The following is a 17,837-nucleotide window of genomic DNA, read 5'->3' as shown; positions in this document are numbered from 1 at the left end:
CGGCCAGGGGCCTTACCGGATCGACGATGTGGACGGGCGCGCGTCAGCCCAGTCGGACATCGGTGGTGTGGTCGTCGGCGCCCCCGGTGGTGTGGTCGTCCTGCGGACCGTTGCCCGCAGGCGACTGCAGGGCCAGCACGCCGCGCCCCTGGGAGGTGGTGTGGTCGTCGGCCGCGGCCGGCAGGGTGGCGACGGCCACACCGACCGCCGCGAGGGCGAATATGGCGAGAGCCTTCTTGGTGCGGGTCATCGTGCGCGTCATGGTGACTCCTCTGCTGGGGGTGGCTGTGCACTTCTTCAGTGAACGTATCGGCGGGGAAGCGGGCATACGCGGTTTCGGGCCGGAAAGCAGCGGCTCCGGGCCATGTTGAGCATCGCGTCGCAGCGAGGGGCCGCGAGATCGCGGCTTCGCGGCGTACGGGCGTGGGCGGTGTGTATGGGCACCGGCTCACGTACGCCCGTACGCCGCGTGGGCGACAACGCCGCAGGGGCCCGCGTCGACGGCTCCCCCTCCGTGCCGTCGACGCCGGCCCCTGTCGGTCCCCCGTTACACGTCCCCCCGGTGGAACTCGTTCCCCCGTGCTCCCCCGTGTTCCCCCGTGCTCCACCGGGAGGGACTGCTGATCGGCCGGGAGGTCCGCATGCCCCCCCGGGTCGGGACTCCCGACCGATCAGGTGCGCTCGATCAATTTTGCTCAGCGATCAGATGCGCTCGTTCAGAAAGGCTTCTCGGTCGTGGCGTGATCGTCCTGCACCACGAACGGCGGCTTACCCGTCGCGTGGTCGTCCAGCGGAACGGCGAGCGTGCCGCCGGTGGCGTGGTCGTCCTGCGGTGTGGCGATGACGGGCTTGAGCGTCTTCTTGTCGTCGCTCATGGCGATCAACTCCGATGGTCAGTGCGAGTCGTTTGGTGTGATGGGGATTGCGCAACCCGCCCGGCGACTCCCCCGAGGACCGCCGGACGGGCATAAGGGCTGTTCACCCTAGAGGTGAGGCCTCACCTACGACCCGCCTGCCCCCCGACGCGACGGATCGACATGCATCAGACTGGCGTGCCGCGATAAACGATCGATGAACGGCCACGTGAAAGGGTTTTGGCGGGGGCTGTGCGGCCGGGGGCGGCCTCCGGACCGGCTGTGGCACGGCTCGAAACGCCGCCGACAAGCCCCCGAAAACCAGGCGCCGCGCTCCCGATACGCCCCTGAAACGCGCCCGGTGCGCCCCACAACATTCACATGCGGCCGACGCGGCTCCGCGTGCGGACGTCGCCACCGGCGGCACGCCCGGCGTGAAACAGGACGCCTCGCGCCAACGGCGCCCGCAGCAACCCCGTACCCGCCACCAGCGGCAAGCCCTACGCCGCCGCGGCCGGAGCCAATAATCCCCGTACGTCCGCCGCTTCCGACGAGCCGAGCTGCTCGAAGATGGCCAGCGCTTCCGCCCAACAGGCGTGGGCGCGCCCAGGCTGGCCCAGGGAGTCGAGGCAGCGGCCGAGGACGGTCAGCACGTTGCCGCGCCGCCATTCGCCGCCGATGCCGCGCAGCTGCGCCAGGGCCTGCTCCGCGTGGGCCGCCGCCTGGGCGGGCTTGCGGACCGCGAAGTACAGCTCGGCCATCCGGAAGAGCGTCATGCCCTCCCACAGCCGCTGCCGGTTGTCCCGGAAGACCGGCAGGGCCTCGGTGAGCTGTGCCAGGGCCTCGTCGTGCCGCCCGGCGCGGGTCAGGGCCACTCCGTAGGCGTAGAGGCCGTTGGCGTGCCGCCAGGAGACGTTGATCTCGCGGTAGATGGCGAGTGCCTGCTCGGCGAGGCTGACCGCGGACTGGATGCGGCCCATGTCCAGGTGCGTCCGGGAGAGGTTGCTGAGCGCGCTGGCCTCGCCGGGGCGGTTGCCGTCGGCGCGGAACGCGGCGAGGGCCTGGCCGATGTAGGTCTCGGCGTCCTGGTGGCGGTGCTGGTAGATGGCGATGATGCCGCGGTTGTTCGAGGCGTAGCAGCAGGGAATGGGGTCGGCGCAGGCCCTGCCGAGCAGTACGGCGTGCCGGGCCTGCTCGTCGGCCTGGTCGAACCGGCCCGCCAGGCTGTGCACATGGGTGAGCACGGTCCGCGCGCGCCCTTCCGCCTGCCCGTCGCCCGCTGTCTGGGTGGCGGCCAGTAGGGCCGTCGCGGCCTGCTCGTACTGGCGGGAGTCGGCGCCCGACTCGGCGAGGTCCTTGGCGGCCAGCAGCAGGTCGACGGCGCGGCGCAGGGTGAGCCCGGCGGTGTTCGCGTGCTGCCGTACGCAGGCGAGCAGGCAGCCGGCCTCGGCGAAGAGCCAGTCGCTCGCCGCGCCCCGGTCGGTGAACGTCAGGCCCGGGTGCGTGGTGGGCGTGAGGTGGGCGAGGAGCTGGTCGCCGGGGCGCTCGAGGACGTACACGCCGGCCGCCGTGGCCAGGTAGAAGTCCAGCAGGCGGGACATCGCGGCGTCCCGTTCGGCGGGCGGCTGCTCGTCGCGCTCGGCGCACGCACGCGCGTAGAGGCGCAGGAGGTCGTGGTAGCGGTAGCGGCCCGGAGCCGCGGATTCGAGGAGCGAGGTGTCGACCAGCGATTCCAGCAGTTCCTCGGTGGCGTCGGGGTCGAGGTCGAGTACGGCGGCCGCGGCGGCGAGCGAGATGTCGGGGCCGTCGGCGAGGCCGAGGAGGCGGAAGGCGCGGGCCTGGGCGGGCTCCAGCTGGCCGTAGCCGAGCTCGAAGGTGGCCTTGACGGCGAGGTCGCCGGCGCGGAGCTCGTCGAGGCGGCGGCGCTCGTCGCCGAGCTTGCGGGCGAGGACGGAGACGGTCCAGGTGCGGCGGGCGGCCAGCCGGGAGGCAGCGATGCGGATGGCGAGCGGCAGGAACCCGCAGGCGGCGACGACGTCCATGGCGGCGTCGCGCTCGGCGCCCACGCGCTCGGTGCCGACGATGCGGGTGAAGAGGACGAGTGCTTCCTCGGGGCTCATCACATCGAGGTCGACGAGGTGGGCGCCGGCGAGGTCGACCATGCGGGAGCGGCTGGTGACGAGCGCCGCGCAGCCCTCGGTGCCCGGCAGCAGCGGGCGGACCTGGGCGGCGTCCCGGGCGTTGTCCAGCAGGGCCAGCACCCGGCGGCCGTCGAGGGTGGAGCGGAAGAGCGCGGACCGCTCCTCGACACCGTCCGGAATGGCGGAGTCAGGGATTCCGAGGGCCCGCAGGAAGGAGCCCAGCACGGCCTCCGGCTCGGCGACCACGGGCCCGGTGCCCTGGAGGTCCACATACAGCTGCCCGTCCGGGAAGTGGTGGCGGGCGGCGTGGGCGACGTGCACCGCCAGCGTCGTCTTGCCGACGCCGCCGATGCCCGCGACCGCGGACACCGCCATGACGCGGCCCTCGGCGGTGGCGAGCTGGTCGCTCAGCTCGTGGACGAACGCGGTGCGGCCGGTGAAGTCGGAGACGGTCGCCGGGAGCTGGGCGGGGCGGACGAAGGTGGGCCCGGCGGTGGGGCGGTCGTCCGCGCTGAAGTGGATGGTGAGGTCGGCGTCGGCCTGGAGGATGCGCTGCTGGAGCTCGGAGAGCTCGGCGCAGGGGTCGACGCCCAGCTCGTCGGCGAGCAGCCGGCGGGTGTCGGCGTAGACGGCGAGGGCCTCGGCCTGGCGGCCGCTGCGGTAGAGGGCGAGCATCAGCAGTTCGCGCAGCCGCTCGCGCAGCGGGTGCGCGGCGGTCAGGGCGGTCAGCTCGGAGACGGCCTCGGCGTGGCAGCCGACCTCCAGGTCCAGGTCGAGGCGGGTCTCCAGCAGGCTCAGGCGCCACTCCTCCAGCCGGGTGCGCTGGGTGTCGGCGTACGGGCCGGACAGGCCCGCGAGCGGCTCGCCGTCCCAGACGTCGAGCGCGTCGTTGATGAGGCGGCGGGCGCCGCAGCGGTCGCCGGCGGCGCGGGCCTTCTCGGCTTCGGCGGCGAGGCGCTCGGCCGTGTCGATGTCGAGGCCGCCGGTGCCCACGCGTATCGCGTAGCCGCCGGACTCGCTGACCAGGGCGTCGGCGTCGGGGCCGAACGCCTTGCGCAGCCGGGAGGCGTACGTCCGCAGGGCGGCGAGAGCGGCGTGCGGGGGTTCCTCGCCCCAGAGTGCGTCGACGAGTTCGGGCGCGGTGGCGGTGCGGCCGCCGCGCAGCAGCAGGGCAGCGAGGAGCGCCCGTTGCTGGGGTGAGCCGCTGTGCAGCAGTTCGTCGCCGCGCCAGGCGCGGACGGGCCCGAGCACGGTGAAGCGCAGCTGCTGCCCGTGCCCTGTGTCGCCGGCCATTGTGACCCCCTGTGTCCTGCTCGGTCGCACCGGCCAGTCTGCCTTGTTCGAGGCCTCTACGTCAGCAGGGGTCCGGCCTCTCCACAAGGCCTGCCAAGGACCACCTCACCGCATAGCTGACGGCCCGTCAGTTCGGCGCTACCGTGTCGGCCATGGAAAGCTTCCCGAAGATAATCTCGGTGGACGACCACACGGTCGAGCCCCCCAACGTCTGGCGGGACCGACTTCCGACGAAATTCCACGACGTCGGACCCCGGATCGTACGGGCGCCGTTGAAGGAGATGACCTTCGTCGGCGGCAGGTTCGCGCCGAAGATGGGCGCTCCCGGCGACGACGGACCGGTGGCGGACTGGTGGGTCTATGAGGATTTGCACCGTCCTCTCACTCGGCTTGATACCGCCGTCGGATACTCCAGGGATGACATCAAGCTTGAGGGAATCACCTACGAGCAGATGCGGCCGGGCTCCTACAGCGTGCCGGAGCGGCTGGCCGACATGGACATCAACCATGTGCAGTCGGCGCTCTGCTTTCCTACCTTTCCCCGCTTTTGCGGGCAGACCTTCACCGAGGCGCGCGACCGTGAACTGGGGCTGCTGGGCGTGCGGGCCTACAACGACTGGATGGTCGAGGAGTGGTGCGGCCCCCAGGCGCACGGACGGCTGATCCCGCTCACGCTCGTACCGCTGTGGGACGCGGAGCTGGCCGCCGAGGAGGTGCGGCGCAACGCCGCCCGCGGGGTGCGGGCCGTCTGTTTCTCCGAGATACCGCCGCATCTGGGGCTGCCGTCCGTCCACACCGACGCCTGGGACCCCTTCCTGCGCGCCTGTGACGAGACCGGGACCGTCATCGCCATGCACATCGGCTCCTCCTCGCGCATGCCGTCGACCTCCGCCGACGCACCGCCCGCGGTGGGTTCGACCATCACCTTCGCCAACTGCTGCTTCTCGATGACCGACTGGCTGATGTCGGGGAAGTTCGACCGTTTCCCGAACCTCCGGATCATGTACGCCGAAGGCCAGATCGGCTGGATCCCGTACATCCTCGAGCGCGCGGACGTGGTCTGGGAGGAGAACCGGGGCTGGGGCGGCGTCGCCGACAAGGTGCTCCGTCCCCCGTCCGAGCTGTTCGCCGAGCACGTGTACGGCTGCTTCTTCGACGACGCCTTCGGCCTGCGCAACCTCGACGCCATCGGGGACCGGAACGTCCTGTACGAGACCGACTACCCCCACTCCGACTCCACCTGGCCCAGGTCGAAGGAGATCGGCGAGGAGCAGATGGGGCACCTGGCGCCCGAGGTGGTCGAGCGCATCGTGCGGGGCAACGCGATCGACCTGCTGGGGCTCACCCCGGACGGCCTGTGGGCGGGAGCGGGCCGTGCCTGACACGACGGTGCCGGGCGACGGGCACGCCCCCCGCCACGGACTGCGCGTCCTGCCGCCCGACCGGCTGTCGTACGGCATGCAGCTGCCCGTCCAGTCGCAGAGCACCCTCTACGCCGAGCCCTGGGAGGCCGCCGCCGGGCCCGCCGAACTGCTGGAGATCGCCCGGACCGCCGACCGGCTCGGGTTCGCCTACCTGGCGACGTGTGACCACGTGGCCGTCCCCGCGCGTCTCGCCGCCACCATGGGCACCGTCTGGTACGACCCCGTGGCCACCCTCGCCTTCCTCGCCGCCGCCACCGAGCGGACCCTGCTGATGAGCCATGTGGCCGTCGCCGGGCTGCGGCACCCGCTGATCACCGCCAAGCAGTACGCGACGGTGGACCGGCTCTCGGGAGGGCGGCTGGTCCTCGGGGTCGGCGCGGGTCACGTCGAGGAGGAGTTCGCGGCGCTGGGCGCGGACTTCGGGCGGCGCGGGGCGGTCCTGGACGAGACGATCGACGCGCTGAAGGCGGCGCTGGGCCCGGGGGAGTTCCCCGAGTTCCACGGCGAGCGGTTCTCCTTCCGCGGCCTCGGCCAGGCCCCGCGGCCGGCGCGGACACCCCGGCCGCCGCTCTGGGTGGGCGGCTCCTCCGACGTCGCCCTGCGCCGGGCCGCGCTCAGGGGCGACGGCTGGCTGTCGCAGGGCGACCGTCGTGAGCAGCTGCCGAGCCGCGTGGCCCGGCTGCGGCGGCTGCGCGCGGAAGCGGGGAAGGACGGGCCGTTCGCGATCGGGGTCATCACCGAGCCCCTGTACGTGGGCACGCCCGGCTGGGACATCGGCCCGCGCACGCTGACCGGGCGGCCGGAGGCGCTCGCGGAGTCGCTGCGCGCCTACCGGACGATCGGCGCGGACCAGATCCAGGTGCGGTTCCGCTGCCGCGACCTGCCCGAACTCCTCGACCAGATGGCGGGCTTCGTGGATGCGGTGGCTCCGCATCTCGACGACTAGGGAGTGCCCGGTGGATCCTGCCGGGCCGGACAGTGGGCACCTCCGCTGCGCGGTGGTGCCCTCAAGCGCCGGACGGGCTGATTCTGGCTGGCCTCAGCTGAATCAGACCGGTCCGGCGATGTGAGAACGCCCCGCAGACAGCAGACGAAACGGCGGGTGAGCCGCCAACCAGGATCGAAGGGGGACGTCCCTCATGGGCAAGCTGGACGGGCGCGTCGTGCTCATCACCGGCGCGGCGCGGGGGCAGGGCGAGTGGGAAGCGCGGCTCTTCGCGGCCGAGGGGGCGAAGGTGGTCCTCGCGGACGTCCTGGACGACGCGGGCACGGCCGTGGCGGGGGACCTGGGGAAGTGTGCCCGCTACGTCCACCTCGACGTGGGTGACGAGGCGGACTGGGCGGCGGCCGTCGCCCTCGCGAAGGAGGCCTTCGGCCGGCTGGACGGGCTGGTCAACAACGCCGGCATCCTGCGCCACGGCGAACTGGAAAGCACCTCCCTCGCCACGTACCAGGAGGTCGTCCGGGTCAACCAGACCGGCCCGTTCCTGGGGATGCGGACCGCGGCGCCCGAGCTGGCGGCGGCGGGCGGCGGGACGATCGTCAACACGGCCTCGTACGTGGCCATGGCCGGCATGGCCACCCTCACCGCCTACGCGGCGACCAAGGCCGCCGTCGTCGCGATGACCCGGGTGGCGGCGCTGGAGCTCGCGGGCCGGGGCATCCGGGTCAACGCGCTGTGCCCGGGCGGGATCGACACCCCGATGACGAACCCGGGCGGTGACGCGGGGGCGGGGCTGGAGGAGATGTTCCACAAGCTCGTGCCGCTGGGGCGGCTCGGGCGGCCGGAGGAGGTGGCGCGGGCGGCGCTGTTCCTGACGTCGGACGACTCCTCGTACGTCACCGGACAGCCGGTGGTCATCGACGGCGGATGGCTGGCGGGGGTGCCGCTCCCCTCATGACGAGAGCCTGCCCCAAGGGCCCGCCCGGGACCCATCCCGGGTCACCGCCCGGGACCCGCCCCCGGGCCCCCCTCCCGCCATCTTGACGCCCTATGCCACCGGTGCCAGAGTCTGCGTACCTGACGATGCGTCAGAATTACAGGGACGGTGAACCTCCGTGGAATTCGGGATCTTTGTGCAGGGATATGTGCCGGCGAGCCGTTCGGCGGCCGACCCCGGGGCCGAGCACCACGCGCTGATGGAGGAGACCGAGTACGTCATCCAGGCGGACGCGTCGGGTTTCAAATACGCCTGGGCCTCCGAGCACCATTTCCTCGACGAGTACTCGCACCTCTCCGCCAACGACGTCTTCCTCGGCTATCTCGCGCACGCGACCGAGCGCATCCACCTCGGCTCGGGGATCTTCAACCCCCTGCCGCAGGTCAACCACCCCGCCAAGGTCGCCGAGAAGGTCGCCATGCTCGACCACCTCTCGGGCGGACGGTTCGAGTTCGGGTCCGGGCGGGGAGCGGGCAGCCACGAGATCCTCGGGTTCCTGCCGGGCATCACCGACATGAACCACACCAAGGAGATCTGGGAAGAGACCATCGCCGAGTTCCCCAAGATGTGGCTCCAGGAGGAGTACGAGGGCTTCCAGGGCACCCACTGGTCCCTGCCCGCCCGCAAGATCCTGCCGAAGCCGTACGGGCCGTCCCATCCGGCGATGTGGTACGCCGCCGGGGCGCCGTCCTCGTACGCCATGGCGGGGCGCAAAGGGTTGGGCGTGTTGGGCTTCAGCGTGCAGAAGGTCTCCGACATGGAGTGGGTCGTCGAGTCGTACAAGACGGCGGTCGAGCAGGCGGAGGCCGTCGGGGCCTTCGTCAACGACAACGTGATGGTGACCTCGACCGCGATCTGCGCGGAGACGCACGCCAAGGCCGTCGAGATCGCGGTGAACGGCGGGCTGAACTACCTGCAGTCGCTGCTCTTCCGCTACCACGACACCTTCCCCCGGCCCGACGGCATCCCCGAGTGGCCGGAGCTGCTGCCCGAGTACACCGAGGAGATCATCGAGCTGCTCATCGCGGAGGAGCTGATGATCTGCGGTGACCCCGACGAGGTCTTCCGCCAGTGCAAGCGCTGGGAACAGGCGGGCGCGGACCAGCTGTCGTTCGGGCTGCCGATCGGGGTGCCGTACGAGCACACCATGGAGACCATCCGGCTGATCGGGGAGCACGTCATCCCGAAGATCGACACGGACCCCGTGCACCGCACGACGCGCTTCCGCCAGGCCGCCGGGTCCTGAGCGACGCCCACCCGCACCGGGGCGGCGCCTCCCGGGCCGCCGCCCCGGCCTTCCCGGCACGCGCGCGTGCCCCACGCCCGTCCACCGGAAACCGCCCCACCGCCCTTCCCGGCGCGCGCCCGTACACCGCCCGCCCGCCACGCGCGCGTGCACTGCCCCCGCACACCACCCGGCCCTTCACCCCTCGCCCACCGCCCCGGCCCTTCCCGCCCTCTGATCCCGCCCTCTGACCGTCGGCAGCCTCCGCCCCGGACCGCAGAGAGGACCCACCATGCTCGACCACCTGATCCGGCGCGCCACCGTCGTCGACGGCACCGGGGCACCCCCGTTCGTCGCGGACGTCGGCATCGAGGACGGGCGGATCGCGGTGGTCGGCACGACGGCGGTGGTCGGCGGGCGGGTGAACCGCCGGGCCCGGACCGAGGAGGACGCGAGAGGGCTCGTCCTCACCCCGGGGTTCATCGACCCGCACACCCACTACGACGCGCAGCTCTTCTGGGACCCCTACGCCACCCCGTCCATGAGCCACGGCGTCACCACCGTCGTCGGCGGCAACTGCGGCTTCACCCTCGCCCCGCTCCACCCCGGCCGCCCCGCGGACGCCGACTACACCCGGCGGATGATGAGCAAGGTCGAGGGCATGTCGCTGACGGCCCTGGAGGAGGGCGCGCCCTGGACCTGGTCGTCCTTCGGCGAGTACCTCGACGCCCTGGACGGCCGGATCGCCGTCAACGCCGGGTTCATGGTGGGGCACTGCGCGCTGCGCCGGCACGTGATGGGCCCCGCCGCCATCGGCGGCAGGCCCGACGCGCAGCAGTCGAAGCAGCTGCTCACCCTGCTCCACGAGGCGATGGACGCGGGCGCCTGGGGGCTCTCCACGACCCAGTCGACCACCCACACCGATGGTGACGGCCGGCCCGTGGCCTCCCGGCACGCGCTCCCCGAGGAGCTGCTCGCGCTGTCCCGGGCCGTCGGCGAGCACGAGGGCACCCAGATCGAGGCCATCGTCGCCGGGTGCCTGGACCGGTTCGCGGACGAGGAGATCGACCTCCTGGTGGGGATGACGGCCGCCGCCGGCCGCCCGTTGAACTGGAACGTCCTCACCATCGACGCCGCCGTCCCCGAGCGCGTGCCGCGCCAGCTCGCCGCGAGCGCGCGGGCCCGCGCGGCGGGCGGCCGGATCGTCGCGCTGACCATGCCGATCCTCACCCCCATGAACATGTCGCTCGGCACCTTCTGCGCCCTGAACCTCATCCCCGGCTGGGGCGAGACCCTGGCCCTGCCCGTGCCGCGGCGCATCGCCAGGCTGCGCGAGGCCTCCGTCCGGGCGGAGTTGCTGCGGTGCGCGCACAGCGAGGAGGCCGGGGTCTTCCGGCGGCTGACCGACTTCGGGCGGTACGTGATCGGCGATACGTACGCGAAGGAGAACGAGGGCCTGACCGGCCGGGTCGTGCGCGACATCGCCGCCGAACGCGGCACGGACCCCTTCACGTGCCTGGTCGACATCTGCGCCGCCGACGAGCTGCGCACGGTCCTGTGGCCGATGCCGACGGACAACGACCCCGCCAGCTGGGAGCTGCGGCGGCGCACCTGGGAGCACGAGGACGTACTGCTCGGCGGCTCGGACGCGGGGGCGCACCTGGACCGGATGTGCGGGGCGCCGTACACGACGCGCTTCCTCGGGGACTGTCTGCGCGGCCGGAAGCTGGTGCCCCTGGAGCGGGCCGTGCGGATGCTGACGGACGACCCGGCGCGGCTGTTCGGGCTGCGCGACCGAGGCCGGATCGCGCGGGGCTGGCACGCGGACCTCGTGCTGTTCGACCCGGACCGGATCGACGCGGGCCCGGCCACGCTCGTCCACGACCTGCCGGGGGACGGCCCCCGGCTGGACGCCCGGGCGCGCGGGGTGGTCAGCGTCCGGGTGAACGGCGTCGAGACGGTCCGGCACGACGTGACGACCGGCGCGGTACCCGGGGTGGTGCTGCGGTCGGGGCGGGACACGCAGACCGTGGGGACGTGACGGGTGCCGTACGAGCGCCGGACATTTTCGAACCGGGGCAAAAGGGGCTCCGGTGCGGTTCCCCTAAGACATGTGGGACCCCTCCTACGGCAGCGGCAGCGGCAGTTCCTTCGACTGGCCGACCGCTGTGCCGCCTGCGGCGGCGAGCGCCCTGCGGGCGCGTCCTCAATCGCCGGACGGGCTGTTGTGCTGTGTCCTCAATCGCCGGACGGGCTGCTGTGCTGTGTCCTCAAGCGCCGGACGGGCTGCAATCAGCCCGTCCGGCGCTTGAGGACGAAACGGCGGGTGAGCAGCCCGCCAAGACCAGCCGGGCGGGCTACGGCCCCAGGAAGACCGGATTCGTCAGCGCGGCAAGCGCCCCCGCCCCGCCGTCGGTGGGCGGATGGCGGACCTCCGCCCGGACGTACGCGGCGTACGAGGCGGTCGTTCGCCATTCCACCTTCCCGTCGGCGGGCACCGGGGCGGTGAACAGCCGGCCCTGGTCGGTGACGAACGAGGCGGAACAGCCCGCCGCCCCGGTGATGTCCAGCCGGACGGTGACGGGCGCGTCCCGGTCCACGCGCAGCCGCTCGCCGATGCCCGCGTGGGCGCCGCGCCCGCCGGCGGCGGAGAAGGACAGGCCGACGGCCGAGGACTCCGCGATCCAGCAGCGGCCGGCCCGGATGCCGGCCAGCAGGGCGGTCCGGGACAGCTCCTCGGCCAGGACGACGGTCTGCGGATGCCCGACGACTTGCGGCTCGCGGTGCGCGTCGCTGTTGCCGATCGCGGGCAACCAGGGCCTGCCCCGCCGGACCGCGGCGACCAGGGCGTTGTCCCACTCCGCGAGGGCGATCTCGTCGTCCGGGGTGTACGGGCCGTTCCAGACCTCCACCGCGTCGGCCTCGTTGAACCCGAACTTCCAGTTGCAGCCGACGCAGGTGGCGTGCGGGTGGGCGGGGACGACGAGCCCGCCCGCCTGCCGGATCCGGCGGGAGAACCGGCCGAAGGCGTTGTCGCGGGCCCGGTAGCGCCAGTCGACGAACACGCCGGGGTCCGTGCCGAGCGCCACGACGTGGCCGTTGCGGGTCGTCACCTCCTCGCCGGTGAGGACGAGGAAGTCGTCCGCCCACAACCCCTCCCACGCGCCGTGCGACGAGGTGGTGTTGTGCTCGGTCGTCGTGATCCAGTCCAGCCCGGCGGCCCGCGCCGCCGCGGCGATCTCGGCGGGGGTCCGCTTGCCGTCGGAGTGCACGCTGTGCAGGTGGTTGTCGCCCCGGTACCAGGCACGGCCGCGCCCCTTGACGCGCTGCGGCGGGTACACCGGCGCCGGGGTGACGCCCGGCGGTCCGTACCGCAGGGTGACCGTCACCTCGTACGCCAGGCCCTGCGGCGCCACCGTGTACGGGCCGAGGACGACGTGCCAGGTGCCGGGCCGGACCGGACCCGCGAGATAGCCGGGGGTGGCCCGCTCGGCGCTGATCGCGAACTCCGTGCGGGCCCCGCCCGACCAGCCCCGGAAGCCGGGGCCGCCCAGCTCCGTGCCCCGCTCGTCGAAGATGCCGATGTCGCAGGCGTTGCCCTGGACACCGGCCGGTACGGCGGGTCTGTCGTACGTGTAGGAGACGGCGATCTCACGGACGCCGCGCGGCACTTCCACGGGGAGGTGGACGAAGTCGGGCGCACCGGTCGGCAGCCGGCCGGTGACCTTGCGGGTCTCGGACGCGGGACCCGCGGGACCGCCGCCGTCCCCGCCGGTCCCGCCCGGCCCGTCGGCGTGGGCGAACGTCACGCCGTCGAGCGTAAGCACGCCGGCCGCGCCGGCGACAGCCGCCATCCTGAGCATTTCGCGTCGGTGCATCCGTGCCCCCTGGGTCGGAAGGGTCGCCCCGTCATCGTTGTACGCCCGGGTGGCGCACAGGGGAACGGGTACGGACGGGTGAGTTGCGGCGCGCGGTCGGCCGTGGGAGGGGCGCGGCGGACGGTTGCCGCCGCCGGGTGTCCCTCGGCGCTCGTCCGCTTGTCGCGCGGACCTTCGGAGGGTGGTAGAGCATACGGTTGGGACACGCCACGACGGAGGTGCCACCGCATGCGGATCGCCACCACGATTTTCCTCACCGACGAGACGATCAGCCCGGTCCGGCTCGCCCGGGAGCTGGAGCAGCGCGGCTTCGCCGGTCTCTTCCTGCCCGAGCACACCCACATCCCGGCCGACCGTCGGACCCCGTGGCCCGGGGGCGATCCGCTGCCGCGCGAGTACGGCCGGGCCCTGGACCCGTTCGTCGCGCTCGCGCAGGCCGCAGCCGTCACCGAGCGGCTCGCGATCGGCACGGGCATCACGCTGGTGGCCCAGCACGATCCGATCGTGCTCGCCAAGCAGGTCGCCTCGCTCGACTTCCTGAGCGACGGCCGGCTGACCCTCGGCGTCGGCTTCGGGTGGAACGTGGAGGAGGCCGCCGACCACGGCGTGGAGTGGGCATCGCGGCGGCGGCTGGTCCGGGACCGGATGGCCCTGATGCGCGCGCTGTGGACCGAGGAACCGACGGCTTACGCGGGTGAGTTCGGCTCCGTCCGGGCGAGCCTCGCGCACCCCAAGCCCGTCCGGGCGCCGCGCTCGCGGGAGGGCGCGGAGCCGCTCGTGGGGCCGCGCACCCTGATCGGCGGAAGCGCCGGACCGGGGCTCTTCGCGCACGTCGCGGAGTACGCGGACGGCTGGCTGCCCATCGGCGGCGGCGGTCTGGGCGAGGCCCTGCCCGCGCTGCGCAGGGCGTGGCGGGCGGCCGGGCGGCCCGGGGAGCCGGCGGTCGTGCCGTACGCCGTGCACCCCTCGGCCGAGAAGCTCGCGCACCTCGCCGACCAGGGCATCGAGGAGGTCGTGGTGGGACTGCCGTCGGCCGACGACGCGGTCGTGGTGCGGGCCCTGGACGCGCTGGCCGAATTCCTCTAGGCGGGCCGCGCCCACCCCGGGTGAAGCCGGGGAAGTGCCGCTGGTCAGGGGCCGTTTCCGGGAACGCCGACAGTATTCCGGAGGTCGCCTCCGTCTGACGTGATCAGTGGCACACGGATCCGCCCCGGCGCACTCTGGAGTTGTCGGTCCCCGCTCGTATGCTCGGACAATGACTTCGAGCGCGCAGGGACCCGAGCAGGCAGCACCGACCGCGAACGCCATGCGTCGCGCGCTCAGGCGGGCCCGCGACGGCGTCGCGCTGGACGTCACCGAGGCGGCGGTGCTGCTCCAGGCGCGCGGCGAGGACCTGACCGACCTGTGCGCGTCCGCCGCGCGCGTGCGCGACGCGGGTCTCGAGGCCGCCGGCCGACCCGGCGTCATCACCTACTCCAAGAGCGTCTTCATCCCGCTCACCCGCCTCTGCCGCGACAAGTGCCACTACTGCACCTTCGCCACCGTCCCCGGCAAGCTGCGCCGCGCGGGCCACGGGATGTTCATGTCCCCGGACGAGGTACTGGACATCGCCCGCCGCGGCGCCGAAATGGGCTGCAAGGAAGCGCTGATCACCCTCGGCGACAAGCCCGAGGACCGCTGGCCCGAGGCGCGCGAGTGGCTGGAGGCCGAGGGGTACGACGACACCATCGCCTACGTACGGGCGATGGCGATCCGCATCCTGGAGGAGACCGGGCTGCTGCCGCACCTCAATCCCGGCGTCATGACCTGGACGGACTTCCAGCGGCTCAAGCCCGTGGCGCCCTCCATGGGCATGATGCTGGAGACCACCGCCACCCGCCTGTGGAGCGAGCCCGGCGGCCCCCACCACGGCTCCCCGGACAAGGAGCCGGCCGTCCGGCTGCGCGTCCTGGAGGACGCCGGGCGCAGCTCCGTCCCCTTCACCAGCGGCCTGCTGATCGGCATCGGCGAGACCTACGAGGAGCGCGCCGAGTCGCTGTTCGCGCTGCGCCGGATCTCCCGCGCCTACCACGGCATCCAGGAACTCATCCTGCAGAACTTCCGCGCCAAGCCGGACACGGCGATGCGCGGCATGCCGGACGCCGAGTTGGACGAACTGGTCGCCACCGTCGCCGTCGCCCGGCACATCATGGGCCCCTCCGCCTGCCTCCAGGCCCCGCCCAATCTGGTCGCCGGGGAGTACGCGCGGCTCATCGGCGCCGGCATCGACGACTGGGGCGGCGTCTCCCCGGTCACCCCGGACCACGTCAACCCCGAGCGCCCCTGGCCGCACATCGACGAACTCGCCGAGCGCTCCGCCGCCGCCGGCTTCGCACTGCGCGAACGCCTTGCCGTCTACCCCGAGTTCGTCCAGCGCGGCGAGCCCTGGCTGGACCCCCGTCTGCTGCCGCACGTCCGCGCCCTCGCCGACCCGGCCACGGGCCTGGCCCGCGAGGACGCCGTGGTCGAGGGCCACCCCTGGCAGGAGCCCGAGGACGTGTTCGTCGCCGCGGGGCGCACGGACCTGCACCACACCATCGACACCGAGGGCCGCACCGCGGACCGCCGCGACGACTTCGACGAGGTGTACGGCGACTGGGAGGCGCTCCGCGAGGCCGCCGCCCCCGGCATGGTCCCCTCCCGGCTCGACGGCGACGTCAAGCAGGCGCTGAAGCAGGCCGCCGACGACCCCACCCGGCTGACCGACGCCGAGGCCCTGACCCTCCTGCACGCCGACGGCCCCGCCCTCGACGCCCTGTGCCGCATCGCCGACGACCTGCGCCGCGCGACCGTCGGCGACGACGTCACCTACATCGTCACGCGGAACATCAACTTCACCAACGTCTGCTACACCGGCTGCCGGTTCTGCGCCTTCGCCCAGCGGCGTACCGACGCCGACGCCTACACCCTGTCGCTCTCGCAGGTCGCCGACCGCGCCGAGCAGGCGTGGCAGGTCGGGGCGACCGAGGTCTGCATGCAGGGCGGCATCCACCCCGACCTGCCCGGCACGGCCTACTTCGACATCGCGCGGGCGGTGAAGGAGCGCGTCCCGGGCATGCACGTGCACGCCTTCTCGCCGATGGAGGTCGTCAACGGCGCGACCCGCACCGGTCTGTCCATCCGGGAGTGGCTGACCGCGGCCAAGGAAGCCGGGCTCGACAGCATCCCGGGCACCGCCGCCGAGATCCTCGACGACGAGGTCCGCTGGGTCCTCACCAAGGGCAAGCTGCCGACCGCCACGTGGATCGAGGTCGTCAAGACCGCACACGAGCTGGGCATCCGGTCCTCCTCCACGATGATGTACGGGCACGTGGACCAGCCCCGCCACTGGCTGGGCCACTTCCGGCAGCTCACCGCGATCCAGCAGGAGACGGGCGGCTTCACCGAGTTCGTGACCCTGCCCTTCATCCACACCAACGCCCCCGTCTACCTCGCCGGCATCGCCCGCCCCGGCCCCACCACCCGGGACAACCGCGCGGTCACGGCGATGGCCCGGGTGCTGCTCCACCCCCACATCACGAACATCCAGACGAGCTGGGTGAAGCTGGGCGCCGAGGGCGCGGCCGAGATGCTGCGCTCGGGCGCCAACGACCTGGGCGGCACGCTGATGGAGGAGACCATCTCCCGGATGGCGGGCTCCTCCTACGGCTCGTACCGCTCGATCCAGGACCTCGTCGCCATCGCGGAGGCCGCGGGCCGCCCGTCCCGGCCGCGCACGACGCTCTACGGCGAGGTGTCCGAGGAGCGGCAGGCCGCGGCGCTCGCCTCGGACGGTCACCTTCCGGACCTGCTGCCGGTGCTGGGGGAGTAGAGCAGGCCGGGGGAGCAGGGCACAGGTCTGGCGCCTGGTTGTTGCTGATTTGTCGCTGCTCGCCCGCCGGGCGGCGACGGATCATGCATAGGGTGTCGGCCATGTCTTGGCCACAGAACCCGCAGGATCCCCAGCAGCCCCAGGGCGGACAGCCCCCGCAGCCCCCGCAACAGGGCTTCGGTCCGCCGCCCGCGTGGACGCCGACCGCCCAGCAGCCGGCGGTGTCACTGCCGCCGCAGCCGCCCCAGCACCAGCAGACGCCACCGCACCAGCCTCAGCAGCAGCCTCAGCAGCAGGGGATGCCGCCGCAGCCGCCCCAGCAGCACGGGACGCCGCCGCAGCCCCCGCAGCCGTACGGCGTGCAGCCGCCCCCGCACCAGCAGATGCCTCCGCAGTACCAGCAGGCGCCTCCGCAGCCCGAGCCGTCGCGTGGTGGTGGCAACAAGACGGTGCTCGCTGTCATTGGCGGCGTCGTGGCCCTCGCCGTCATCGGCGGCGGTGCGTTCTTCCTGCTCAACGGCGGTGACGAGAAGAAGCCCGAGGCGGGCAAGGGCGGTCCGCAGGCGTCCGGCGCCCCGGCGCAGCCGACCCAGGAGCCCACCCCGGGCAACGGCTCGGCGAGCCCGTCCGGCCAGCCGCCGAAGATCGCCGGCTGGCAGACGCAGACCAGCGACGAGCACAACTACCGCTACGACGTGCCCGCCAAGGCCGACAAGTGGAACGTCGCCCCGCAGGGCACCGCCATTTCCTACACCGACAACGGCAAGCCCGTCGTCGTGATGCGGGAGATCGCGAGTTACCGCGAGGGCGGCTGCTCCTCCAGCGCCAACCCCGACTCCATCGGTGAGGCGGGCAAGGGCCAGCTCGCCTCCATCGGCACCACGGGCGGCGGCAAGGACCTGGACCTCAAGGAGAACGCCCGGAACTGGGCGGGCAACTGGGGCACCATGGCCTACGGCGGTCTGAACAACAAGCCCAAGATCGAGATCAAGGACGAGAAGGCCTGGAAGGCCAACGGCATCGAGGGCTGGACCGCCACCGCCAAGGTGACCGTCAAGAACCGCCCGAGCGACTGCGTCCCGCCCACCGCGATCGTGAAGAGCATCGCCCAGAAGCTGCCGGACGGCACCTTCCACGGCTGGGTGATCTACGCCGACCAGGGCGTTCCCGACGCGCTGACCGAGGCCCAGATCGACAAGATCATGAGTACGGTCCGGCCCGCGAAGGACTGA

12 protein-coding genes are annotated in these 17,837 nt (G+C 72.8%); 8 read left to right on the top strand and 4 right to left on the bottom strand.

Going from position 1 to position 17,837, the window contains the following annotated elements; translation table 11 throughout:
* Positions 1-43: 43 nt before the first annotated feature.
* The 3 genes from ACZ53N_RS24820 to afsR all read right to left on the bottom strand — a co-directional run bounded on the left by ACZ53N_RS24820 (position 44) and on the right by afsR (position 4,318).
* Entirely contained in the window at positions 44-262 is a 219-nt protein-coding gene (locus ACZ53N_RS24820) for a hypothetical protein (RefSeq protein ID WP_469142990.1), read from the bottom strand.
* A gap of 454 nt (positions 263-716) precedes the next feature.
* Positions 717-875: a hypothetical protein gene (locus ACZ53N_RS24815; protein ID WP_469142989.1), complete on the bottom strand. Its 159-nt coding sequence runs from the start codon at positions 873-875 to the stop codon at positions 717-719.
* A gap of 479 nt (positions 876-1,354) precedes the next feature.
* Positions 1,355-4,318, bottom strand: a complete 2,964-nt coding sequence (gene afsR / locus ACZ53N_RS24810) for an SARP-family global regulator AfsR (RefSeq protein WP_469142988.1) — start codon at positions 4,316-4,318, stop codon at positions 1,355-1,357.
* Between the two features lie 122 nt (positions 4,319-4,440).
* On the opposite strand from afsR, the gene ACZ53N_RS24805 reads away from it, so the two are divergent.
* The 5 genes from ACZ53N_RS24805 (at position 4,441) to ACZ53N_RS24785 (ending at position 10,918) form a co-directional block, all read left to right on the top strand.
* Complete coding sequence (locus ACZ53N_RS24805) at positions 4,441-5,670, top strand: amidohydrolase family protein (protein WP_469142987.1); 1,230 nt, start codon at positions 4,441-4,443, stop codon at positions 5,668-5,670.
* A 76-nt stretch (positions 5,671-5,746) separates the two neighbouring features.
* Positions 5,747-6,658: a TIGR03619 family F420-dependent LLM class oxidoreductase gene (locus ACZ53N_RS24800; RefSeq protein ID WP_469143027.1), complete on the top strand. Its 912-nt coding sequence runs from the start codon at positions 5,747-5,749 to the stop codon at positions 6,656-6,658.
* Between the two features lie 193 nt (positions 6,659-6,851).
* Positions 6,852-7,613: an SDR family NAD(P)-dependent oxidoreductase gene (locus ACZ53N_RS24795; protein WP_469142986.1), complete on the top strand. Its 762-nt coding sequence runs from the start codon at positions 6,852-6,854 to the stop codon at positions 7,611-7,613.
* Positions 7,614-7,770: 157 nt separating this feature from the next.
* A complete protein-coding gene (locus tag ACZ53N_RS24790) occupies positions 7,771-8,898 on the top strand; it encodes an LLM class flavin-dependent oxidoreductase (RefSeq protein ID WP_469142985.1) in 1,128 nt (375 codons plus the stop codon).
* Between the two features lie 271 nt (positions 8,899-9,169).
* Positions 9,170-10,918 carry an N-acyl-D-amino-acid deacylase family protein gene (locus tag ACZ53N_RS24785; protein ID WP_469142984.1) on the top strand — a complete coding sequence of 583 codons (1,749 nt, stop codon included), beginning with the start codon at positions 9,170-9,172 and terminating at the stop codon, positions 10,916-10,918.
* Between the two features lie 316 nt (positions 10,919-11,234).
* Here the strand turns inward: ACZ53N_RS24785 and ACZ53N_RS24780 are convergent, their stop codons facing one another.
* Entirely contained in the window at positions 11,235-12,755 is a 1,521-nt protein-coding gene (locus ACZ53N_RS24780) for a CehA/McbA family metallohydrolase (RefSeq protein ID WP_469142983.1), read from the bottom strand.
* A 228-nt stretch (positions 12,756-12,983) separates the two neighbouring features.
* Here ACZ53N_RS24780 and ACZ53N_RS24775 point away from each other — a divergent pair, with 228 nt between their 5' ends.
* The 3 genes from ACZ53N_RS24775 (at position 12,984) to ACZ53N_RS24765 (ending at position 17,837) form a co-directional block, all read left to right on the top strand.
* Entirely contained in the window at positions 12,984-13,841 is an 858-nt protein-coding gene (locus tag ACZ53N_RS24775) for a TIGR03619 family F420-dependent LLM class oxidoreductase (RefSeq protein ID WP_469142982.1), read from the top strand.
* A gap of 169 nt (positions 13,842-14,010) precedes the next feature.
* On the top strand, positions 14,011-16,605 hold the full coding sequence (locus ACZ53N_RS24770; protein ID WP_469142981.1) for a bifunctional FO biosynthesis protein CofGH: 2,595 nt from the start codon (positions 14,011-14,013) through the stop codon (positions 16,603-16,605).
* Between the two features lie 101 nt (positions 16,606-16,706).
* A complete protein-coding gene (locus ACZ53N_RS24765; RefSeq protein WP_469142980.1) occupies positions 16,707-17,837 on the top strand; it encodes a DUF8017 domain-containing protein in 1,131 nt (376 codons plus the stop codon).

This window comes from Streptomyces sp. NPDC033229 (assembly GCF_055576875.1).
Note: the sequence above shows the minus strand (reverse complement) of the source record. Positions and strands in the feature narration are given on the sequence as shown.

What these genes read in the sequence shown, in the direction of transcription:
- ACZ53N_RS24820 (WP_469142990.1), bottom strand. Translation starts at nt 262, where the DNA reads ATGACGCGCACGATGACCCGCACCAAGAAGGCTCTCGCCATATTCGCC.
- ACZ53N_RS24815 (WP_469142989.1), bottom strand. Translation starts at nt 875, where the DNA reads ATGAGCGACGACAAGAAGACGCTCAAGCCCGTCATCGCCACACCGCAG.
- ACZ53N_RS24805 (WP_469142987.1), top strand. Translation starts at nt 4,441, where the DNA reads ATGGAAAGCTTCCCGAAGATAATCTCGGTGGACGACCACACGGTCGAG.
- ACZ53N_RS24800 (WP_469143027.1), top strand. Translation starts at nt 5,747, where the DNA reads ATGCAGCTGCCCGTCCAGTCGCAGAGCACCCTCTACGCCGAGCCCTGG.
- ACZ53N_RS24795 (WP_469142986.1), top strand. Translation starts at nt 6,852, where the DNA reads ATGGGCAAGCTGGACGGGCGCGTCGTGCTCATCACCGGCGCGGCGCGG.
- ACZ53N_RS24785 (WP_469142984.1), top strand. Translation starts at nt 9,170, where the DNA reads ATGCTCGACCACCTGATCCGGCGCGCCACCGTCGTCGACGGCACCGGG.
- ACZ53N_RS24780 (WP_469142983.1), bottom strand. Translation starts at nt 12,755, where the DNA reads ATGCACCGACGCGAAATGCTCAGGATGGCGGCTGTCGCCGGCGCGGCC.
- ACZ53N_RS24775 (WP_469142982.1), top strand. Translation starts at nt 12,984, where the DNA reads ATGCGGATCGCCACCACGATTTTCCTCACCGACGAGACGATCAGCCCG.
- ACZ53N_RS24770 (WP_469142981.1), top strand. Translation starts at nt 14,011, where the DNA reads ATGACTTCGAGCGCGCAGGGACCCGAGCAGGCAGCACCGACCGCGAAC.
- ACZ53N_RS24765 (WP_469142980.1), top strand. Translation starts at nt 16,707, where the DNA reads ATGTCTTGGCCACAGAACCCGCAGGATCCCCAGCAGCCCCAGGGCGGA.